General features: G+C 40.2%; 24 protein-coding genes. 10 read left to right on the top strand and 14 right to left on the bottom strand.

Annotation, left to right across the window (positions count from 1 at the left end):
• The first annotated feature begins 143 nt into the window (after window positions 1-143).
• The 3 genes from AC1HJP_RS17665 (at window position 144) to AC1HJP_RS17675 (ending at window position 1268) form a co-directional block, all read left to right on the top strand.
• Window positions 144-746, top strand: coding sequence for a PKD domain-containing protein (locus tag AC1HJP_RS17665; protein ID WP_480362891.1), 603 nt, complete (start codon window positions 144-146; stop codon window positions 744-746).
• 172 nt (window positions 747-918) lie between these two features.
• Entirely contained in the window at window positions 919-1041 is a 123-nt protein-coding gene (locus AC1HJP_RS17670; protein WP_480362892.1) for a hypothetical protein, read from the top strand.
• Window positions 1038-1268 (top strand): helix-turn-helix domain-containing protein, encoded by a 231-nt coding sequence (locus AC1HJP_RS17675; protein ID WP_404392244.1) that lies wholly within the window; start codon window positions 1038-1040, stop codon window positions 1266-1268. Before AC1HJP_RS17670 ends, AC1HJP_RS17675 begins: the two co-directional genes overlap by 4 nt.
• A 65-nt stretch (window positions 1269-1333) precedes the next feature.
• Here the strand turns inward: AC1HJP_RS17675 and AC1HJP_RS17680 are convergent, their stop codons facing one another.
• From AC1HJP_RS17680 to AC1HJP_RS17715, 8 genes are all read right to left on the bottom strand, one after another.
• Window positions 1334-1552, bottom strand: coding sequence for a TIGR02450 family Trp-rich protein (locus tag AC1HJP_RS17680; protein ID WP_480362893.1), 219 nt, complete (start codon window positions 1550-1552; stop codon window positions 1334-1336).
• Between the two features lie 81 nt (window positions 1553-1633).
• A complete protein-coding gene (locus AC1HJP_RS17685; RefSeq protein WP_480362894.1) occupies window positions 1634-2404 on the bottom strand; it encodes a substrate-binding periplasmic protein in 771 nt (256 codons plus the stop codon).
• Window positions 2405-2479: 75 nt separating this feature from the next.
• The gene (locus AC1HJP_RS17690; protein ID WP_480362934.1) at window positions 2480-3622 is read right to left on the bottom strand and encodes an alpha/beta hydrolase-fold protein; all 1143 of its coding nucleotides are present in this window, start codon (window positions 3620-3622) and stop codon (window positions 2480-2482) included.
• 160 nt (window positions 3623-3782) lie between these two features.
• On the bottom strand, window positions 3783-4622 hold the full coding sequence (locus AC1HJP_RS17695; protein ID WP_480362895.1) for a LysR family transcriptional regulator: 840 nt from the start codon (window positions 4620-4622) through the stop codon (window positions 3783-3785).
• A 164-nt stretch (window positions 4623-4786) separates the two neighbouring features.
• Entirely contained in the window at window positions 4787-5287 is a 501-nt protein-coding gene (locus tag AC1HJP_RS17700; RefSeq protein WP_480362896.1) for a DUF6841 family protein, read from the bottom strand.
• Between the two features lie 119 nt (window positions 5288-5406).
• Window positions 5407-5838, bottom strand: a complete 432-nt coding sequence (locus AC1HJP_RS17705) for a TraR/DksA C4-type zinc finger protein (protein WP_480362897.1) — start codon at window positions 5836-5838, stop codon at window positions 5407-5409.
• 262 nt (window positions 5839-6100) lie between these two features.
• Window positions 6101-6544 (bottom strand): hypothetical protein, encoded by a 444-nt coding sequence (locus AC1HJP_RS17710; protein ID WP_480362898.1) that lies wholly within the window; start codon window positions 6542-6544, stop codon window positions 6101-6103.
• 74 nt (window positions 6545-6618) lie between these two features.
• Entirely contained in the window at window positions 6619-7020 is a 402-nt protein-coding gene (locus AC1HJP_RS17715) for a helix-turn-helix domain-containing protein (RefSeq protein WP_480362899.1), read from the bottom strand.
• A 76-nt stretch (window positions 7021-7096) separates the two neighbouring features.
• Here AC1HJP_RS17715 and AC1HJP_RS17720 point away from each other — a divergent pair, with 76 nt between their 5' ends.
• The 4 genes from AC1HJP_RS17720 to AC1HJP_RS17735 all read left to right on the top strand — a co-directional run bounded on the left by AC1HJP_RS17720 (window position 7097) and on the right by AC1HJP_RS17735 (window position 9992).
• On the top strand, window positions 7097-7585 hold the full coding sequence (locus AC1HJP_RS17720) for a DUF2938 domain-containing protein (RefSeq protein WP_480362900.1): 489 nt from the start codon (window positions 7097-7099) through the stop codon (window positions 7583-7585).
• A gap of 181 nt (window positions 7586-7766) precedes the next feature.
• Window positions 7767-8330 carry a DJ-1/PfpI family protein gene (locus AC1HJP_RS17725; protein ID WP_480362901.1) on the top strand — a complete coding sequence of 188 codons (564 nt, stop codon included), beginning with the start codon at window positions 7767-7769 and terminating at the stop codon, window positions 8328-8330.
• A gap of 19 nt (window positions 8331-8349) precedes the next feature.
• Window positions 8350-8742 (top strand): ribbon-helix-helix domain-containing protein, encoded by a 393-nt coding sequence (locus tag AC1HJP_RS17730; RefSeq protein ID WP_480362902.1) that lies wholly within the window; start codon window positions 8350-8352, stop codon window positions 8740-8742.
• 173 nt (window positions 8743-8915) lie between these two features.
• The gene (locus AC1HJP_RS17735) at window positions 8916-9992 is read left to right on the top strand and encodes an SMP-30/gluconolactonase/LRE family protein (RefSeq protein ID WP_480362903.1); all 1077 of its coding nucleotides are present in this window, start codon (window positions 8916-8918) and stop codon (window positions 9990-9992) included.
• A 106-nt stretch (window positions 9993-10098) separates the two neighbouring features.
• On the opposite strand, the gene argA is transcribed toward AC1HJP_RS17735, so the two are convergent.
• Window positions 10099-11439 carry an amino-acid N-acetyltransferase gene (gene argA / locus AC1HJP_RS17740; protein ID WP_480362904.1) on the bottom strand — a complete coding sequence of 447 codons (1341 nt, stop codon included), beginning with the start codon at window positions 11437-11439 and terminating at the stop codon, window positions 10099-10101.
• Window positions 11440-11917: 478 nt separating this feature from the next.
• Between argA and AC1HJP_RS17745 the strand changes: the two genes are divergently transcribed.
• The 3 genes from AC1HJP_RS17745 to AC1HJP_RS17755 all read left to right on the top strand — a co-directional run bounded on the left by AC1HJP_RS17745 (window position 11918) and on the right by AC1HJP_RS17755 (window position 12934).
• Window positions 11918-12130 (top strand): cold-shock protein, encoded by a 213-nt coding sequence (locus AC1HJP_RS17745; RefSeq protein ID WP_058031412.1) that lies wholly within the window; start codon window positions 11918-11920, stop codon window positions 12128-12130.
• Between the two features lie 215 nt (window positions 12131-12345).
• Window positions 12346-12549 carry a hypothetical protein gene (locus AC1HJP_RS17750; RefSeq protein WP_058031413.1) on the top strand — a complete coding sequence of 68 codons (204 nt, stop codon included), beginning with the start codon at window positions 12346-12348 and terminating at the stop codon, window positions 12547-12549.
• A gap of 217 nt (window positions 12550-12766) precedes the next feature.
• Entirely contained in the window at window positions 12767-12934 is a 168-nt protein-coding gene (locus tag AC1HJP_RS17755) for a hypothetical protein (protein WP_157599098.1), read from the top strand.
• Window positions 12935-13027: 93 nt separating this feature from the next.
• Here the strand turns inward: AC1HJP_RS17755 and AC1HJP_RS17760 are convergent, their stop codons facing one another.
• The 5 genes from AC1HJP_RS17760 to AC1HJP_RS17780 all read right to left on the bottom strand — a co-directional run bounded on the left by AC1HJP_RS17760 (window position 13028) and on the right by AC1HJP_RS17780 (window position 18640).
• A complete protein-coding gene (locus AC1HJP_RS17760; RefSeq protein WP_480362905.1) occupies window positions 13028-13585 on the bottom strand; it encodes a hypothetical protein in 558 nt (185 codons plus the stop codon).
• A 110-nt stretch (window positions 13586-13695) separates the two neighbouring features.
• Entirely contained in the window at window positions 13696-13944 is a 249-nt protein-coding gene (locus tag AC1HJP_RS17765; RefSeq protein ID WP_480362906.1) for a hypothetical protein, read from the bottom strand.
• A 467-nt stretch (window positions 13945-14411) separates the two neighbouring features.
• Entirely contained in the window at window positions 14412-15158 is a 747-nt protein-coding gene (locus tag AC1HJP_RS17770) for a hypothetical protein (RefSeq protein WP_480362907.1), read from the bottom strand.
• Complete coding sequence (locus AC1HJP_RS17775) at window positions 15142-16302, bottom strand: protein-PII uridylyltransferase (RefSeq protein ID WP_480362908.1); 1161 nt, start codon at window positions 16300-16302, stop codon at window positions 15142-15144. The genes AC1HJP_RS17770 and AC1HJP_RS17775 overlap by 17 nt, the downstream gene beginning before the upstream one ends.
• Window positions 16292-18640 carry a sensor histidine kinase gene (locus AC1HJP_RS17780; protein ID WP_480362909.1) on the bottom strand — a complete coding sequence of 783 codons (2349 nt, stop codon included), beginning with the start codon at window positions 18638-18640 and terminating at the stop codon, window positions 16292-16294. Before AC1HJP_RS17780 ends, AC1HJP_RS17775 begins: the two co-directional genes overlap by 11 nt.
• Window positions 18641-18742: the final 102 nt, after the last annotated feature.

The following is an 18742-nucleotide window of genomic DNA, read 5'->3' on the forward strand; positions in this document are numbered from 1 at the left end:
ATAATCCACCAAGCCAAATTACCCCTTATGAGCACAAAAGTAAATTACAAATATATTAATCAGAGAGTTAACACCTAGCATAATCATTATGAATCTGTTATTTCTAGTGTATGGAATTCTCTAATTTAAGGACAGAATATAGAATGTTTAGCATAAAACAGGTACTAGGGTATGCAGCTCTGTTTGCCTTTTCAACGCTCGCTAATAGCTCAGACATTACCGCTTATCATTGGGATTTTGGTGATGGCAATAGTAGCACCGCTGCCAAACCAGACCATGAATATAAACAGCCGGGCTTTTATCAAGTAACTTTGAAAGCTTTCGTCAATGATGAATTAAGCTATAGCAAGCAGCATCTTGTCGATGCCGTCTCACCTGTGATTGAGTCATTCAGTGTATCCGGTAAAACTGAGGCGAAAGTTGGAGAGCGAGTCACATTAACACCTCAGCTAAAAACGTCCCAACCACTGCAGCTTTCTTATGTCTGGAAAACTCATGATGGCACAGATTTCAGGGGCGAAGCGTATGAGTTTAAAGCAACTGAAGCCGGTACCTTTAATCTGAGTGTCAGTGGTCTTTTTGATGGTCGAGAGGTTATCAGTGAACAAGTCTCTTACACGATAAGTGCAGACTCTAGCACCGAAACTCCCAAAAGCGACTCGCCACAATCGGGAGGTGGTGGTTCGTTGATTTGGTTCTTACCTAGCATGTTCTTAGTTGCTTTCAGAAGGAGAAACTCACAGTGAGCTTTTTACAGGGCCTTTGGCCCTTTTTAGTGCAAACCCATCTTTAACTTCACAGAAGTAGTGCATCCGCCCTAAACAAAAAAACACAAAGCTCTATAAATCAACAAGTTGAAAGTCTGGCATAACTCTTTCTTTATATAGGGAGCAAAGCAGTTATTACAGGGGTTTTCATATGCACAACTTGATTCAAACCATGCAGTTAATTTGGCACTTAGACTGGTACTCAAATGTCAGTGTGTGGCCAGTTCATGAAGAAAAGCACGCAACGAAAAGTACCAAGGAGCAAGCGAAATGAGTAAGCAAATTGATTTACACGAAGCCATGTTAAGCGTGATGATAGGTGAAACCAGCCTGTCGCAAGCCGCCAACAAGTATCAAGTTTCGAAACGCAGTCTTTACAGCGCGCTTCGCTTTGCCAAACAAGCCCCTGAACAGCGACAGCAACACCTGCAAAGGGTGAAAGAGCAACTCATGGCCAATATCGCCAGCATTGACTCTCGGCTCGCCCAGCAAACCGTCTAACCCTAACTCCTCCAAACGTTAGGTAAAATAGCGAGTCGACGATTACTCGCTATTTTTTTGCTCACTCATTGCCAACCCATTTTCCACACTTCAGGATTTTTGAGATCGCGCCAATTAATCTCGATTTCGCGTTTCGTCATCACAGCTTCGATAATGCATTCAATCACGCGACCTTCTTCATCAAACTCAACACTGGTCACCATAAAGTGTTTTTCTTTTGATTGCGGGTGAACGGCGGTCCATTTGCTGTTTAATAGTTTGCGCGGGGTTAGCATATGTTGCATAAGTTTACGGTGTGCTTTTCTAGAATATGAGTGTATTTACGCATTAAATTACCAAACTGATCAGCCTGCGGCGATAAGGTCTTAATATCCCGCCATTAGGTGGCGCTCTGAGGCTTCAAACTGCTGCTGTAATTTGGCTCTTGCTTGCTCAACTTTAGGGTCTTTCAGCGCTTTGCGAAGTGCCGATTCTAAGTATTCATCTGTATCGAGTGTGAGTGCAAACGATAAGCCCTGACTCGCAAATCCTGAGTCATCAAATTTAGCTATTCGCTGTAACTCATTCATGCTATGTCCAAGCGACTGCAACTTACCAGAAACAGCGAATACAGTACCTACAAAGCGATCGACACGCCCTTTCAACAGCGCATGTAATGCTTGAGCTGAATTAAGTGATTTGTGTATATTATCTTCACCGAAGTGATGCTTAATACTCATCATTTTATGGGCGTTTCGCTCAACGGCAACCTGTAATTGCCTATCTTCTGGATCAACTCGTCCTTTCACTTTCCAGATATATTGTTGACCGGTATAAACTTGCGTTAACCAAGTAAAATGCGGTTCTCGCTGTGGGGTTTTAGAAATAGAAAGAATAAGAATATTTGGATGGTAAGCATCTCTTTCCATAATACGAGCCCAAGGCTTACCATTAAACTCAACTTTAAAATCTGTATTTTCTTTCGCGACAGTAATTAATAACTTCGCAAAATCAATAATAGGGCCCTCACCTTTATTATTTGCATCAATGGTTTGAAACGGTGGGTTGTGTTCAAATACCACATATAAGCGAGGTCGCTCGGCCCATGACGAGAAAGCAATAAAACAGCAACAAAAAAACAAACTCAGTTTCATCATTTACTTGCTAACCCCTTTCATCCTTTAAGTATAACCAGCAATCGAAATTTTGCTTTGTTACGACCGCCTTCAAAGCTAAAAGTTAGCTGCTTTAAGCCTAGTTTGTGCATCCATCAGCATATCGTAATAAGGATATGAATTATCGGCGAGCTTGACGGCCTTTTCTAAAAACTCTAACGCCTTTTTGTTATCTTCTTTTTGTTCATAGCCATAAGACAACCCCCACCACGCATTGATAGAGTCGGGATGCAGCTTGGCATTGTGCGCGAAGACCTGAATGGCCTTGTCATAATTGCGCATGCCGATGAGCTGATTGCCTAACTGCCTAACTGCACTCTCTGGTGGTGTTATCTGCTCACCCCATTGCTCAGAAAGCTTTTTATAATACGCATCAATAGAGGTCATGTCGTACGTTAGCTTCTTCAACGGCATTTGCTTAGCCATAAACAAATTATGGTAAGCACTAAAGGCGCCTGCCGCAGACGTTAGATTGTGAGAAACACCATCGAGTGCATCACTCACGTAAGACAATTTGAACGGTTTATTGTTTTGAATAAACTGCTGTAAATCGTCATAACGCTCACGCATGACACCCGCTTCTTCACCAATGTTCATATAAAGATATGTATCTAGGGTTTTGTTTTTCTTTAAAAACTCTTTTGTGCGCGTCACTGCTGCCCCATAGTTCCACCAAACCGCCGGACTATAAGCTAAATGTGCTTGAAACAGGGTTGGTTTTTCGGTCATCGTATAAAGTGCAAATACCCCCGCAGCCGATGCGCCACCAATGACTTTATAATCATGAGTGCGATATTTTTCATCGATAAGCGGGATCAGCTCCTTTTCAAAAAAGTCTAAAAACTTTTTACTTCCGCCCCCTAACCCAACAGGACCTTGTGGCTCTTCATTTACGGTCGGAAATAGATCTCTCATTCTGTCGGTATTTTCTATTGCCACTATGATGGCTTCTGGAGCGGCATTGTCGTTTTGTAAACGCTCAAGCACTGAGGTGATCAATGGCAAATTACCCGCACCATCTAAACGATAAATGACCGGATAGAATTTATCAGGCTCAGCTTTATAACTCTTTGGTAATTGAACAACGACTGTGCGCTCTTCGTTTAAAATGTTCGATTTAAACACATGGGTAAATTGGGTGTAATCAGCTTGTTCTTCGGTTGCTGATGGTTGAGAAAGCGCTAGCGGAGAAACAACCATTGCAGACAGGGCTAAGCTAAGAGAAAGCGCCAAAGGTTTAAGTAAATGCACGAATAATCCTTTAAAAATAAGTAAGTTACAAATCCAACTTAACAGGAATATCGGGTTTAATAAAGGAACAATTTATGCTCAAAAATAGACTTTATATACAAAAGTGTATTTATCTAACCGTTTTTTTACGCAAAACCCCTAACAAAAACTGCATCACCGTTTTAATACGTGGTGTATCGCGTAGCTCAGGGTGGGTAAGCACCCATAGATCTTGAAATGGCGTAAATTCATCAGTCACAGGCACCAGCTCTGGGTACTGCTCGGCAATATAGCAGGCCCCGCGGATCATGCCCAAGCCCTTTGCCGCCATGGTGTGCCGAGTCACTAAATCTTCAACCTGATAACGCACGGGTAACTCAGCAAAAGGTGTATTGCTCACCCAATCGCTATTCGCCCCAGTGATCCAAACCCGCTGCTCAGGCTTTGTATTTGCCAAATACTCTCGCGACGCAAAGTAACCGACTTGAATAGAGAAAACCCGATGACCTACCAGCTCATCACCGGGGTCGTTCGATACCCGAATAACCACATCGGCCTCACCACTGTCGAGGTTGGCAAAGTCATAAGAAGTAAATACGGTAAGGCGAATATCGGGGTGCTGTTGCTGAAATAGTGCAAGGTCATCGAGTAGTAAAAACTGCAAAATCGCAGGTGGTAAAGACAAGCTCACCGCGCCACCTTGCGAAAAGTCTTGGCTCGCCAAGGTACGTGCCTGCTCAACCATCAGGTCCTGCATTTTATGCGCGGTTTGCAGCAAAACTGCGCCATATTCCGTGATTTTTATCCCAGATACCGTTGTTTCGAACACCTTAAATGGGTGACTTTGATTGATGCTGTGCATGCGCCGAGACACAGTGCTGTGATTAACTCCTAAACGCTCACCCGCAGCGCGTATACTATTGCTTTGCTGCACCGCTAGCAGCAGTCGATAATCGTCCCAGTTTTCCATCTTCTCTCGCCACTAGAGGGTAATACCAATCCACAATAATACTCAATCTTTTTGAGGGACTAAAACTGACGCTAACTTCGTTGAAAATTTCTCTTTTAGAACAACTAAATAGCAAAATTTCCGCCTTGTTATCGACAAGTTTTCCTTGCCTCAAAATAGCTCGCTTAATTAAGAGTATTGGTATTAAATACAAAAGCATTATCGACCGGATGTACCGCAAATGCCGCAATGCGCCACCCTTTATCTTGTTTTGATAAGGTATAGCTCGCGCCCACTCTATCGACCACTTCACCTTGTTTGTTGTACCGAATCGCCACATTGCTGGCAAGCGCCATATTGTTACTTAATAAATGAATGTCGACTTTTTGCCAATTCACTTTGCTTACACCGCGCTTTTTCAGTGAGTCTAAAAACACCTCGATTTGGCTATACAACTGCGCCTCTGTTACTACACTCGGCACCCGCTTATCAGACACCAACATCACCTGCGGGTGATACAGCCCCGGTACATGTTGTAACTCCCCAGTCTGAATATAATGGTTATATTTCGCCATATAATTGGTAAACAACTGCTCAATTTCAGCTTCGTTTTGCGTTTGATATGCACTCACACCCGCCACAAAAAACAAAGCCAATACATTGATATAAATAGATAAGTAACGCATTTCAATTTTCCTTCTTGTTGCAAACATTTTGATGTTAGCAAAGGAAGTATGCGTCGTCGTGGAGAGGTTTCAAGAATGTGCGGTGCAAAATTGCACCACTGCATCGTTATAAGACTACTTTAATCTTTCTGTAAGTGCTCTTTCATCTCCATCACTGATTTAACATCAATGCTGTATTCAGCAGTCGGTCTCGCCAACAAACGAGGAATGCCAATCGGCTCACCCGATTCTAGGCAAAAACCATAAGTTTCATGACGAATACGCTCAAGCGATTGTTGGATCTTGGGCAACAAGCGCTGCTCACGCTCGACAATACGAATTAATAAACTAGATTGCTCTTCCCAAGCCGCTTTATCTAACGGATCTGTGGTATCAGGTTTATTCAGCATTTGCTCTTTCGCTTCTCGAATACGCTCACGTGTCGTATCGTGAAGCTCTACCAACTTCAGTCTAAAAAACGCCAGTTGCTCGTCATTCATATACTCCTCTTCTGGCGCATTAATGATTTTTTGTTCCATCTCAGCAAGAGACTCTACACTCATTGTTTCCATAAACTTCACCACTACTGTTAAATCAACACGACAATTTAAATTGTTATAACATAACAAATGTAGCAGATTTTAGTTTTTGAGATATAAATTAAACGCTAATATTCAAAATTGAGATAAATAGTGCTCAGATGACTTAGATTGTAATTCCCAACTGCAAACAAGCTATTCAAACCCCAACAGCAACTTTTAATGTCCACTAAAAACCGGAGACATTCAAAAATAACACGACATTTTAGTTGTCCGATTTAAGCTCTTGAGCCCCTTATCGCATTAACTCAATAATAATTCCCGGCTCAGAGATCCCCGCTTCTTTCATTGCCTCCATTAAGCCATTTATTGCATCATTTCTTGCAAACTCTAAACTATTTATCTGGCTTTGATGCATTTCTAATACATCACGCTTGGTATCATCATCGGGGTAATCGGCTTTCTTGGCCTTAGTTAATGCTTCTTCAGCGGCTTCAATCATTTCGATTAAACGCTCAATCGCCTTTATCATTTCTTTAATATGTGAAGGAAGTTTATCTTTAGGATCTTCAGACTCTTCTTTTAGTTTTTTCAATCCAGCCATGGAAATCGTGACATTATCATCTTCACTTTGTTCAGCATCGCTATCGACGTCAGTAGTCTTAGGCTTTGTATCATCAAAAGACGCTTGTCTTAGGGGTAGCTTGACTGGCTCAGTTATCGTGTTTTCTAATTTCATGTTTTATCCTTAAATACATTAATGTCTGTTACTAATTAAGGTATCGGCTACAAGGATATTTTCTTCATTAATTTTTATTTAAGTTTATTCGCAACACGCATTAATTTTTGAAATTTAGGGCATTGTAAATGATGCTCTGCAGGGCATTCTGCAACATGTAGCAAACTATCTCGTGTGGCTTTTAAACGTGCAATTTGCTCATCTACCTCTTGTGCTTTGAGTCGCAGTTTTGCCCTATTTATTTCTAGCTGTGATTTCTCACCAAACATATCTGCTATTTCATCTAACGATAAATTAGCCAAGCGACCAAGTGAGATCAAAGTTAACTTTTCTACAACTGCACCATCAAACTGACGACGCAAACCTTTGCGAGCAACGGCTTTGATCAGCCCCCTTTGCTCATAATACCTAAGCGTTGCAGCACTGAACCCTGACAATTTTGCAACCTCACCAATATCCAATGTTTTCTCTTTCATTATGGCCTTGACTTAAAGTTAACTTTAAGTGGCATGCTATGAAAGTAAGGTTAATTTTTCAACAGAGACATGCTATATGACCCAAGAAACTTTCTTTTATATATCACTTATAGGTATCGGTGCCACGGTAACCATGGACTTATACGCAATACTGATAAAAAAGCTATTTGCTATCCCCTCTCTTAATTACGCGATGCTCGGTCGGTGGCTTTTACTCATGCCTCGCGGCCAGCTCATCCATCAAAATATTGCTTCAACACATTACGTAAGAGGTGAAGTATTCATAGGGTGGTCAGCGCATTATGCAATCGGTGTCATCTTTGCTTTTATATTTATTAGTATCACTGGGCTAAATTGGTTAAGCGCGCCTGAGTTGCTACCGATTTTGCTGTTTTCATTTTTGAGCGTTTCACTTCCCTTTTTTATCATGCAACCTTGCTTTGGTATGGGCTTTGCGGCATCAAGGCTACCGTCAGCAAATAGGGCAAGACTAAAAAGTATTTGCACCCATTTGGTGTTCGGGTTGGGAGTCTATGCGAGTGCTCTGCTAGTTAATTTATTTTAAAACTCACTTAACCGACACCTTTTAGGACTATAAACGCCCGTTAAATCAACCTATTGTCGCAACTCAACAAGGGGTAATAAGCGAGGGGTACAGGTGTAGTAATTGGCTGTTACCCGCCGCCTTCCATTCTTTGCTTAAATAAGCAGCACAATACTCAACAACAGGAAGAAGGCGAAGAACAATGAAAATCTTAATGATCACCGGCGACTTTGTAGAAGACTATGAGAACATGGTGCCGTTTCAAGCACTGCAAGCTGTGGGCTATCAGGTTGATGCTGTTTGCCCGAATAAAAAAGCGGGCGATGTGATTGCCACGGCTATTCATGATTTTGAAGGGCATCAAACTTATACCGAAAAACCCGGCCATAACTTCACATTAAACGCTGACTTTAATGCAGTAAGTGCCGACGATTACGATGGGCTTTACTTACCTGGTGGTCGTGCGCCTGAGTATTTGCGTTTGGATGAAAATGTGATCGGTCTTATCAAAGCATTCGCAGACAAAAACAAGCCAATCGCATCTATCTGCCATGGCCCGCAATTGCTGTCGGCTGCTAACATTATTACTGGCAAGCGTATTTCTGCTTACCCGGCTTGCAAACCAGAGATTATAATTGCGGGCGCTGAATATGTGTCAGTAGAGATGGATCAGGCCATCACCGATGGTAACTTAGTCACAGCCCCAGCGTGGCCTGCACATCCTGAATTTTTAAAACAGTTTATCGCACTGTTAAACAAAGCATAACCAACGAGGAGCCATCACTATGTGCCAACTTTTTATCGGAGCCAACCAAGATTGTTGGAAGAACATCACCCGTTCGTTGCGTATTGATGGCGTCACCACGTCAATTCGTCTTGAGCATTTTTTCTGGCGAATTTTAGAAGAAATCGCTTTTCGTGATGACTTGAGTGTTGGGCAACTGATCACTCGTTTGTATCACGAATCACTCGACGCCGACCATGATATTGGTAACTTCACGTCATTTTTGCGTGTGTGTTGTGGCCGTTATTTATCATTGGCGGCTGATGGTGAAATAACCCGAGATGCACTTGACCCATTGGTTGAGGTAAATGCAGAAAAGTTACTTGAACGCGAAAAAACGGCAGCTGAAAAACGCAAAGCCCGCTTTGCCAAAAGTGATCCCAACCCGCATTAAAGTTGGTTTGGGTTTACCCAATACAAACAATTTTAGTAGCGCTAACTTAGTGCAACTCCCCCCCCTTCAAGTACGGCGCTCATTCCTGAAAGATAAGTCGGCATATGCAGGTCAATATGTAGGCACTGCTATGGCGCCAAGAATTGCCCTGAAAAACACACAGAGGATACCCTATGAAACTCATCAAAATCTTGATGTTATTATTTGCTAGTTTGAGCTTATTCGATGCTCAAGCAACACTCTCCAAAGTCGCTTCATTGCCTAATTCCACCCCCCCAGGCAACATCGCAATCAGCTCCGAAGGCCGAGTGTTTTTTAGTGTGCACGGTTTTTACGGCCATTCAGTGAAAGTCATGGAATTAAAAGAGAATGGCCAAACGGTGCCATATCCAAATAAAGCATGGGCACACCAACCAAACGAGCTAGGACAAGGTCTTAACGATGTGCTAGGTCTAAATGTCGATCGCAGAGGTATTTTATGGTTGCTTGATAGCGCGACGCCAACAAGTAACGCGCGTTTAGTCGCTTGGAATACCCACACTGAGTCTTTGCATAAAATTATTTATCTTGGTTTTCCGGTCACCAATAATACGAGCTTCGTTAATGACTTAGCCATTGATTACAGCAACAACGCCATTTATATCACCGATGTTGGCTCAGCAAAAACGTCGGCGCTTATCGTGGTCGATCTCACGACGGGCCAAGCTCGCAGAGTACTTGAAGGCAGTAAGTATACCTCTCCTGAAGATCTCAATATGGTTATTGATGACCGTGTTATCACGCTTGGTGACCAGCCTGCACGCATTGGCGCAAATCCGATTACCATCAGTCCTGATAATCGATGGGTATATTTTGGCGCGATGAGTGGCTTAAGTCTTTATCGCATCGAGACAAAGTACCTTGCAGATAACACATTGACTAATTCTGAGCTTGAAAGCCATGTCGTTCGCTATGGCAGCAAGCCAATTTCTGATGGTATCACCGTCGATAATGCGGGTAATGTTTATGTGACCTCAATTACTGACAACAGTATTGGCGTAGTAAAACCTGATGGTCAGTACTCTACGTTATATCAAGGTGAATATTTAAGCTGGCCAGATGGGTTTGCTGTTGGCACAAATAATCAAATCTATTTCACGGTTAATGAATTGCATAAATCACCCGTTTTAAACATGGGCAAAGATGAAAGCAGCGGAAAGTTCGCGATTTATCGTTTTGACGCCATCACCGAAGCAACGGTTGGACGATAGCAACTGAAATAAACACTGTGGGTGCGGGTTTACCCCACGCAAGCAACCGCAATAACAAGCGCGACATAAAGTCGCGCCTAGAAAGACATCAAAAATCTGAAGCTGATTACCTATTCTTCGGCAGTCTTGTTAGATCCAGTTTTAGTACCCTAGAACGTCTTTGGTAGTTATAAAGCGAACGCTTTTTATCAGGTAAGTCTTCGACACCCACACAATCAAAGCCTTGCTCTAAAAACCAATGAATACTGCGTGTTGTCAGCGCAAACAAACTCTTATAGCCGATGCGCTTAGCTTTATTGATGACCGATCGAAGTAGAATGCTGCCACGATCTGCATCGCGATACTGCGGGTGGACGGCAAGGCTGGCAAATTCGCCCATATTCTCTTCGTCAAATGGATAAAGTGCGGCACACGCGATGATCACGCCATCGCGGTCTATCACGGTAAACTGCTCAATCTCTATTTCTAACTGCTCACGAGAGCGGCGAACTAAGTACCCTTGTTCTTCGAGCGGACGAATTAAATTGATAATGCCATTGATGTCACCAATCGTTGCGCTACGTAATTGCTCAGAGCTTTGCGGTGCGATTTGTGTACCAATACCATCGAGAGAGAATAGCTCCTGAAGCAAGGCACCATCTTCTTCATAACTCATAAGGTGACAACGGTGCACACCGCCACGACACGCATCGATGGCCGCTTGCAAAAATACCGAGGCACTCATACAGGCAGAGCTGTGTTCACGATGACGCGCTAATACCTGCTCCGCTTCATTAGGCATTAATTCAGCCAACGCTTCGCCATTTTCATCTAAGATCCCCGCCTCTTTACAGAAACCCAGCATTTTATCTGCATTGAGTTTAAGCGCGACTTGAGTGGCAATTTCTTCTGCTGTTAAATTAAAGCTCTCACCAGTAACTGATGCGGTGATCGGGCCAAGTAAGACAATGCTGTTGTTGTTCAATTGATGGCGAATACCATCTACGTCAATGCGGCGCACTTTGCCTGAATGGTGATAGTCGACACCATTATCAATGCCCAAAGGCTGGGAGATCACAAAGTTACCACTGACAACGTTGAGATTAGAGCCAGACATAGGGGTGCTGCTTAACGATTTAGACAAACGCGCGGTGATATCGAGCTGCATGGCACCAGCAACTTGCTTAATGACTTTAAGCGACTCATTGTCGGTCACCCGTACATCATTATGAAACTGGGTAATTATGCCAGCATCACTCAGCGCCTCATTAATTTGAGGTCGCGCGCCAAATACCAATACAATCTTGATACCGAGACTCGTTAGTAACGCAATGTCATTAATAATACTTCGGCAGCCAGGCTGATCAATGGCCTCACCACCAAGCATGATTACGAATGTTTTCCCCCTATGCGCATTTACATAAGGCGTTGATTGACGAAAACCGTCTACGAGTTCTGTTGTACGCACCTGCCGCTTACCTTTGTTCAACCATCAATGGATATTGGCTACAACTTTAAAGAATTATTATGCACAAATAAAGAATTAATATTCTTTATTTGTGCATTTTTAGATCTTGAGGCTACATCAATCATTTGAAATAAATATTAAGGAGGAAGAGAAATGAATCTGACAACAGAGCAAAAATAAGGCTAAACAAGGCCATCAGCCACTGAGCACGACATACTCGCAATCAGCCTGTTAGAGATATAACTTTTAGTTATTGTTTTTAATGAACATATAAAAATAAAAAATAAATAGCTATCTATTAGTTTCTTTTACTGTATAGTGACCTTAGCTCAAACAGCGAGCTATTAATGAAATATATTTAGTTCAAATTCTTCTCAGTTTCTTTTCGACTCAGTTCGTCATATATACCCTGCGATTTTTTTCCTACATTACAGAATTAGTAGCTTTTCAAAGTATTCACTCGTAGATAGAGGCATATATGTCAAATAAGACAACTGGTAAAGTAAAATGGTTTAATGAATTAAAAGGTTTTGGTTTTATCGCACCTGATAATGGTAGCCAAGATGTTTTTGTTCATTTCAAATCAATCGAAATTGAAGGTTTTAAAACTCTGACTGAAGGTCAAAGTGTTGCTTTCAATATCGAAAAGGGCGCTAAAGGTCCTCAAGCAAATAGCGTTACACTCGCGTAAGCTTTTTGCAGAGGTGCTTTTACATTAAAGGCACCTCACATTTTAAGTACTTAGCTTTAAAGCACTTCTAAATCACCCCTTGCAACGAACTGACTGCGATTATTTTTAAATCAAACTATTGATTTAAAAAAGAATAAAATCATTTTCAGCAATACGATTAAAGACATCAAAACTAAGTAGTAAGTAAAGAATCAGAACCACGGGTTACATGTACCATGCGTAAGACAAACCGAAGTAATAGTAAAAAAACGAAAAGAGTGAGTTTCGAAGATAAGCTGGCTCAGTTAGTTGGCGAATACCGCCAAGAGCAAGAGATACTTGAAGCGCTTGAAGAAGGCTCAACTGAATATAACGCTCAGAAAAGTAAATGCGATAAGCTTAGCGCTAATGTTAAACGTTTTGTGGAAAGACAGAAGTAACGCCTCGTTTTCGCCTTTATATTTATGTTCCATTTTGATTTATATAATTAAATATAAACATGGAAACTTAAATTAAAGCGCATCAGAAATACCCTGAAAAACCAGCTAGCTATATAACCTAGCATGTCTGTTAAGTAATAGTATTTTTAAATTAGTTAAATAAAGACCCAATACTATCTACTTTCAAAGAAAACCATTAATACCATTTAAGAAAAATATGACACATAGATTTAATGGCTCAAATATTGAAGCCACACCACCGATTTCATCGATCTCTGTAAACAAACAAAATGTTGTTTATAAAGATCATTCAAATTTCAGAAAAGTAAGCCTTAGCAATACATTAGAAGCTAAGCAGTTTGTCACTTGGTTACTTACCATGTAACTCGTAAATAAGCATACTCGTTGAGCGGTCACGTGCCCTATAGATATTAATCAAAAGACGCCAAATGCGCCTTTGTTTGTAAACACAAGATAATTAAGTTAACTCACTTTTTAGTTTTAAGTTTTTAATCAGTTGAATATCTACCCAATGCTGTTTTCCTTCATAAACACGTTTGCCGCTTCCATTCACACGCCAATCACCCCGATTAAAAAAGAAGTATTTTCCATCAGGTGATAATTGAGGAGAGCTTTCTTGTTTTTCTGTATTAATCGTTACTCCCATGTTTATAACTTTTGACCAAGTGCCATCTTGCCTTTTAAAACTAATGTAGAGATCAGATTGCCCAAAACCCTCTGCTCGTTGCACACTCCAAATCAAATAAGACTCATCGGGCGCTATCATAGAACCTGCTATGTACTCACCCTGATTCATATCGTCTCTTAGTTTTATGGGCTCTTCATACTGCCCGTTAATAAGACGCGAATAATACAAAGCGCCGACAACACCCCGCTCTTTATATCCGGTAAAATAATAAGTACCACTCGCAGACACCGACCTGCCATGCGCCATATGTTTTATAAATGCACCTGGGCTTTTAGGCTCTGACCAACCATCACCTTGACGCTCTCGATACATTTTGCCGATGAACATTTTGCTGCCATCGTTTGAAAACTGAGGCCAACGTAGATCTGATTCTGACGCCTTTCCCCACTGATTATTTTCTTTATGGGTAACAAAAAAGCCTCGCTTTTTGTCTTCGCCTATCGCTTTTTGTCTTCGCCTATCGCTTTTGTGAAGTAAAAAGACTGCATATCTGGCGTGAATGTACCGCTTTCAAATTCTCCGTTTGGTGAAACTATTTTAGGCTCAAAGACTTTAGGCACTAAACCCGGAGGTTGCTCACCAAAATACGCACTTTCTTTTACATTAGGTTTGTCTTCAGTATGACTCATAGAGCAACCGCTGAGACTTAAAAATAATAGGGTGAGTAAAGTTAAATTCGGCTTCATGATTTATCCTTAATGGTGATTTAAGAACTACTGAAATTAGCAGTTCAAATACAAAAAACCTGATGAATTGTGCCTGATTGTTGTTAATGAAGCCTTTTTAAGTGCCCAGCCCCCTAAGTTTACAACTCAAGAAAATAGAAAAATAACTGGTAAGAATATGTATTTTATAAATAAGTTTTTTGTTTTAGTTTTTATGAATGCAAACTTCAGAAGCCCATGAGGGGAAGCAGATTATAAGCTGTTTTAAAAAGAAATTATTTTGGCATAGTCATAAAAAAGGCGCTGAATGCGCCTTTAGTGTCTTGATTTTAAGGGGACAAGTTGTGGCCCAGTAATAAAGTTTCATACTGAGCCAAACTATTAGGTTTAATATTGTGATATTGAACTTAGGGCTAGAAAGTTAAAGTTTCATACCTGATAAATAAAACCGACTAACTCCACATTTTTATAAGTAATAAAGTTTCATACTAAAACAAGTATGGATTAGCAAGCTTAGCTGTTTCACGGGCATTTACACTTTCATTTCCACTCATGCCTAGATGATTCCAATATTCACCAATTTGCTGAAAGTATTCTTTCCACCAGTTTTTTTGTGACTGCTGCACTATTTCCTGATAGGTTGTGTCTGCTCTCACATTGCTCCAAACCCGCTTTTCTAAAAAGTTTGTTAATAAGAAATCTACAGCCAAGAACAAATCTAATGGAGGGTGCATTACACGAGGAGCATCCATAAGTACTATCTCACCATAGTTGCTGATAGTATCTTTTATAGCTCTTCCCCCATGATGAAAGTGATAGCTTGGATGAAGAAAATGAGGCTTATTTGAACCAGGTTTGTCCATATGATAATCCAAATGCCATGCTCCCCTAGCTAATTCGATTGTTTCTTCAGACAACGTTTCATAAACAATTTCAATAACAGAGCTATCTACATCACCGAACCTAAACTCTCCATTCTCAGTTAACGAAATATGTACGTTAAGGTATACTGATAAGGAGTCTCCATCCCATTTATCGCTTGCTATCAGCTGCTTACTAGAAACTTTAAGAAATTTCAACTCGATAAGCCTATACGACAAACCTTTACTCTCAGTTGTTCGTTCTAAACCTCTTATCAATTCATGCAAAGGGCTCGAGTTAGCAATTACACAATGCTCTTCTAAAACTCTAATAAAATCCCTTATTTGATTCACCAAATTATTTTTGTATGTCATTTTGGTGCAACCTATTATAGAGCGGTCTTACTTTCTTTTGGTAATCAGGATGTACCGAATATTTTGGCTTATGCTTTCTTGTATAAACAACTTCTACATCTAGATACATTTGTTGCTCCCAAGACTTTAAGTCAACAGAGCTGGCGACTAAAGCATCATGAGGATCTAGCGGCGTACCTGAAAAAACACAATTCACCCAATACTTTTCACTTTGTTTTGGATATTTCTTAGCTATCGCTTCTATTTTTTCTAATGCAGTTACTTCCTTCAACAGAGCCACTCTTTCTAAAGCGCTAAACCCTCTAATAGACTCTTGGGATGAAACATGTTCAAACCACCAATCCTCAACTCTAGAAAACCACCAACGTTCTTTTAGCTCAGAAAAAACCCCAAGATATTTACAGTCATTAAATTTTTTCTTTAAAACATGCCAATCCTCAGACCTAGCTATATCGATACCAAGTTTTGTAGCTAACATTTCTTCTGTTATTAAAATTCCGGCACTACGAACCAAGTTATTAAGTATCAGAGAAATTAAAGTATGAGTATCATGAGTCTTTACAGATAAATATTCGATGAGTCTCGGATCTGTGTATTTATAAATAGCCTCATCCCATTTCAAAAGAGGCATCAGTAATTCGAAAGAACCCTTTTCCCCTCCTGATTCAGGTAAAACTTTTTCTGTTGCAACTTTATAAGCTCGAGCTAACGCCAACATAATTTGGCTTACTTTAGCTGCATGAGAGGAGCAACTTGCGATATCTTTTTTCTTTACAGTAAAGTCAAATAAATTATGGGCACTCTCATCTGGAGCATAATATTGAACAAAGACATCTTCATTAGACAATAAAACTATCGGAGCATTATCAATATTTTTCCCAATCATTTCAGTCCTAAAGTTTTGCGCTAAGGAGGTTCCCCAATAATCAACTGTTTCACCTTCATCATTTGAAGCATCCAGCTTTTGATCGACAAGAAGTCCATCAAAGCTTCCCGCTATGAACTCACTCATTACCTCACTCATAGGCTTGACTCTAATGTGCTTTATAGAGAGCTGTTCGTTACCGTGATGCTCTAATTCTTTAATTAAAGGGCTTAGATCCTTATGTTGATCATCATCTATATATAAGAATTTAATAGGCATTATCTGGGATCTCACTCTCATCAGCTTTAGGAATTACTATTTCAATACATGTTGCATAATCAGTGCTAGGCTCTACTACTGAAACTTCTCCATCAAAACCTTCAACTATATCTCTTGTTATAGCCAACCCTAACCCCATTCCTCTTAGCTGTTGACTCTCAATAGCATAAGCTTCTGATGAAATCTCAGTTGTAAACAACGCATTAAATACCCTACCCCAATCTTTTTTTGGTATTCCATCACCGTTATCTTCAAATCTGAGCACAATATCATCCGAATTCGCCTTGACTTCAAGAAGCATTGAACCTTTCGACTTACCAGCACGCACTATAGCCTTACATGAGTTAGTAAATAAATTCATAAGTATTGAAGACAGTTCAGATAAATGCACTGGTTTTGTCCAAAACTCATCTCCTTGAAAGTCTATTTTCCAGTCATATCCCCTTCTTTCAATAGTAGGTGACATAGCATCAACAAAGCTGTTAATAACATCCCTTAACTCTATCACTTGCTTTTTTCGTTGAGAGTTACTACGAATTGTGTCTGTAAAAAAGTCAGTGTATGACACCAGCATTTCAATATTTGATCGCATATCAGTTATAGAGTCTAAGGGTACTGCACACTCTTGTAATAACCTTGCAAGTTGCTTGCTATTTAGGGTTAAGTTATTCAAATAGAGTTGAATCTCATGAGTAAACTCAGCTATTGCCAATCCAGAAGATGCTAATACGCGATACATATTTTTTTCGTCAATAATTTCTCTTATGATCTCTTCTCTTTCTTCGAGAACATTTCGAATTTGCCGAATTTCCTCATGTTTCACTAGTGGTTTTACTAATTCATTCTCACCTCTGTTGTCCACTTCTAGAACTTCCTTTTCAACTCTTACAGAGTCTCTTTCTAGAGTTTCCAACCCAGCAGATACTCGTTCTAAGCTCTGTAGTAACTTATCTTCTAAGGTCTTCTCTGCCGCAATATAGCCTTTTTGGCTAGATGTGACTTTTCGTCCTCGTTCAGATGAAATTCTCTTAACAGCACTTTTGATTATTTCATAACCGACACGGTGTAATTCATGAAAGTGCTCATTTTCTATTAGCCCTTCCCTTGATGACGTTTCTTCAAAATACAAACCTTCACTATCTACAATATCAATATTACCTATAAAGTTGGTATTAGCGTGAGGGGTCAATAGTAATCGCCGGCGTGATGAATCATCCAGTCCGAGCCAATCATCATGCCTTTCACCGTATGGAGGGACAAAAAAACCATTACGAAACAGCTTTACACCTCCATTTTCCCTTAAATAAGTTTGTAAATGAGGAGGTTTTTTCTCTCCTTTCTCAAGAGGGAAATAATGGGCTTTAAAAGAAAACTTTGTCTTCTGAAGAGCCTGATAATTCAAACTGTTTAGCTCATAGGACTCATCCATTCCCGATAGGTTATGCCTTCCTTGAATATTAATTCGTAAATTCCCCTCATCGGTGATGTTGGCTTGGATAATAGCTTTAGCATCACTCAAAAATTCTGTTTCATCACTAACTATTGGTACAGGCTCATCACAAAGTGGTAAACGATCATAAAAAGTTGGAACGAAGCCAGGATCTACAACACCTGATGGTAAAGACTTTGGAGCAACTCTAATTACTTGGCTGGTATATTTAAATGCAGTAACTACATTATCTGAGGACCATGCTTCTCTAGTGTTCGATATAATTAACTTGGTTCCTGTTTTAAAACCAAACCTCTTAAATGTTTCATGTCCAATGTCTTCCGATGTCTCAACTATAGAACTTGCTATAGTTGTTAAATTAATATCCGCTTTAAACTTGTCCCAGTCGATCTTAAGTACGTAAAATGGTTTATGTTCTGAAGTACGTGTTACAACAGTTAACTCTCTACCAATCTTATGAGCAGAGAAACGGCCAATTCCCTTTCTACCAGCTCTTGGGCGTTCAAATAAGCCTGAAGAAGAGTTATGTTCTTTTTCAGAGGTGCTTATTTTCATGAAACCTCTAATTAATGCTGCTTTTGACATTCCACTGCCATTATCTAAAACAGTGATACTCCCACCAGGTGAATCAGTATTCTCGAATACAACTTTTACTTCAGTTGCGTCCGCATCATAACAATTCTTTATCAGCTCACTAAGCGCTGTTGTTTTTTTTGCAACTAATTGCTCACCAAGCCTCTTTACTAAGTTGGCATCTACGGAAAATCTGACATTATGATTATCAAATTCAGATAACTCTGAGGCTGCTTCTAACACTGCGCCATAATCGATTTCCTCATTATCAATTAGGGCTTTTAATTTTTCTTTTAACTCAAATTCTTCTGCCATTTGATCTTATTCCTTTCAGAGCTATTTAAAGTTTTATATTTCTGCAGCAACTTGAAAGCTTATTTCTGAGTTAACTAGCATTTACTAACTCCAGAAAGTAAC

Source organism: Pseudoalteromonas sp. NFXS53, from assembly GCF_056629255.1.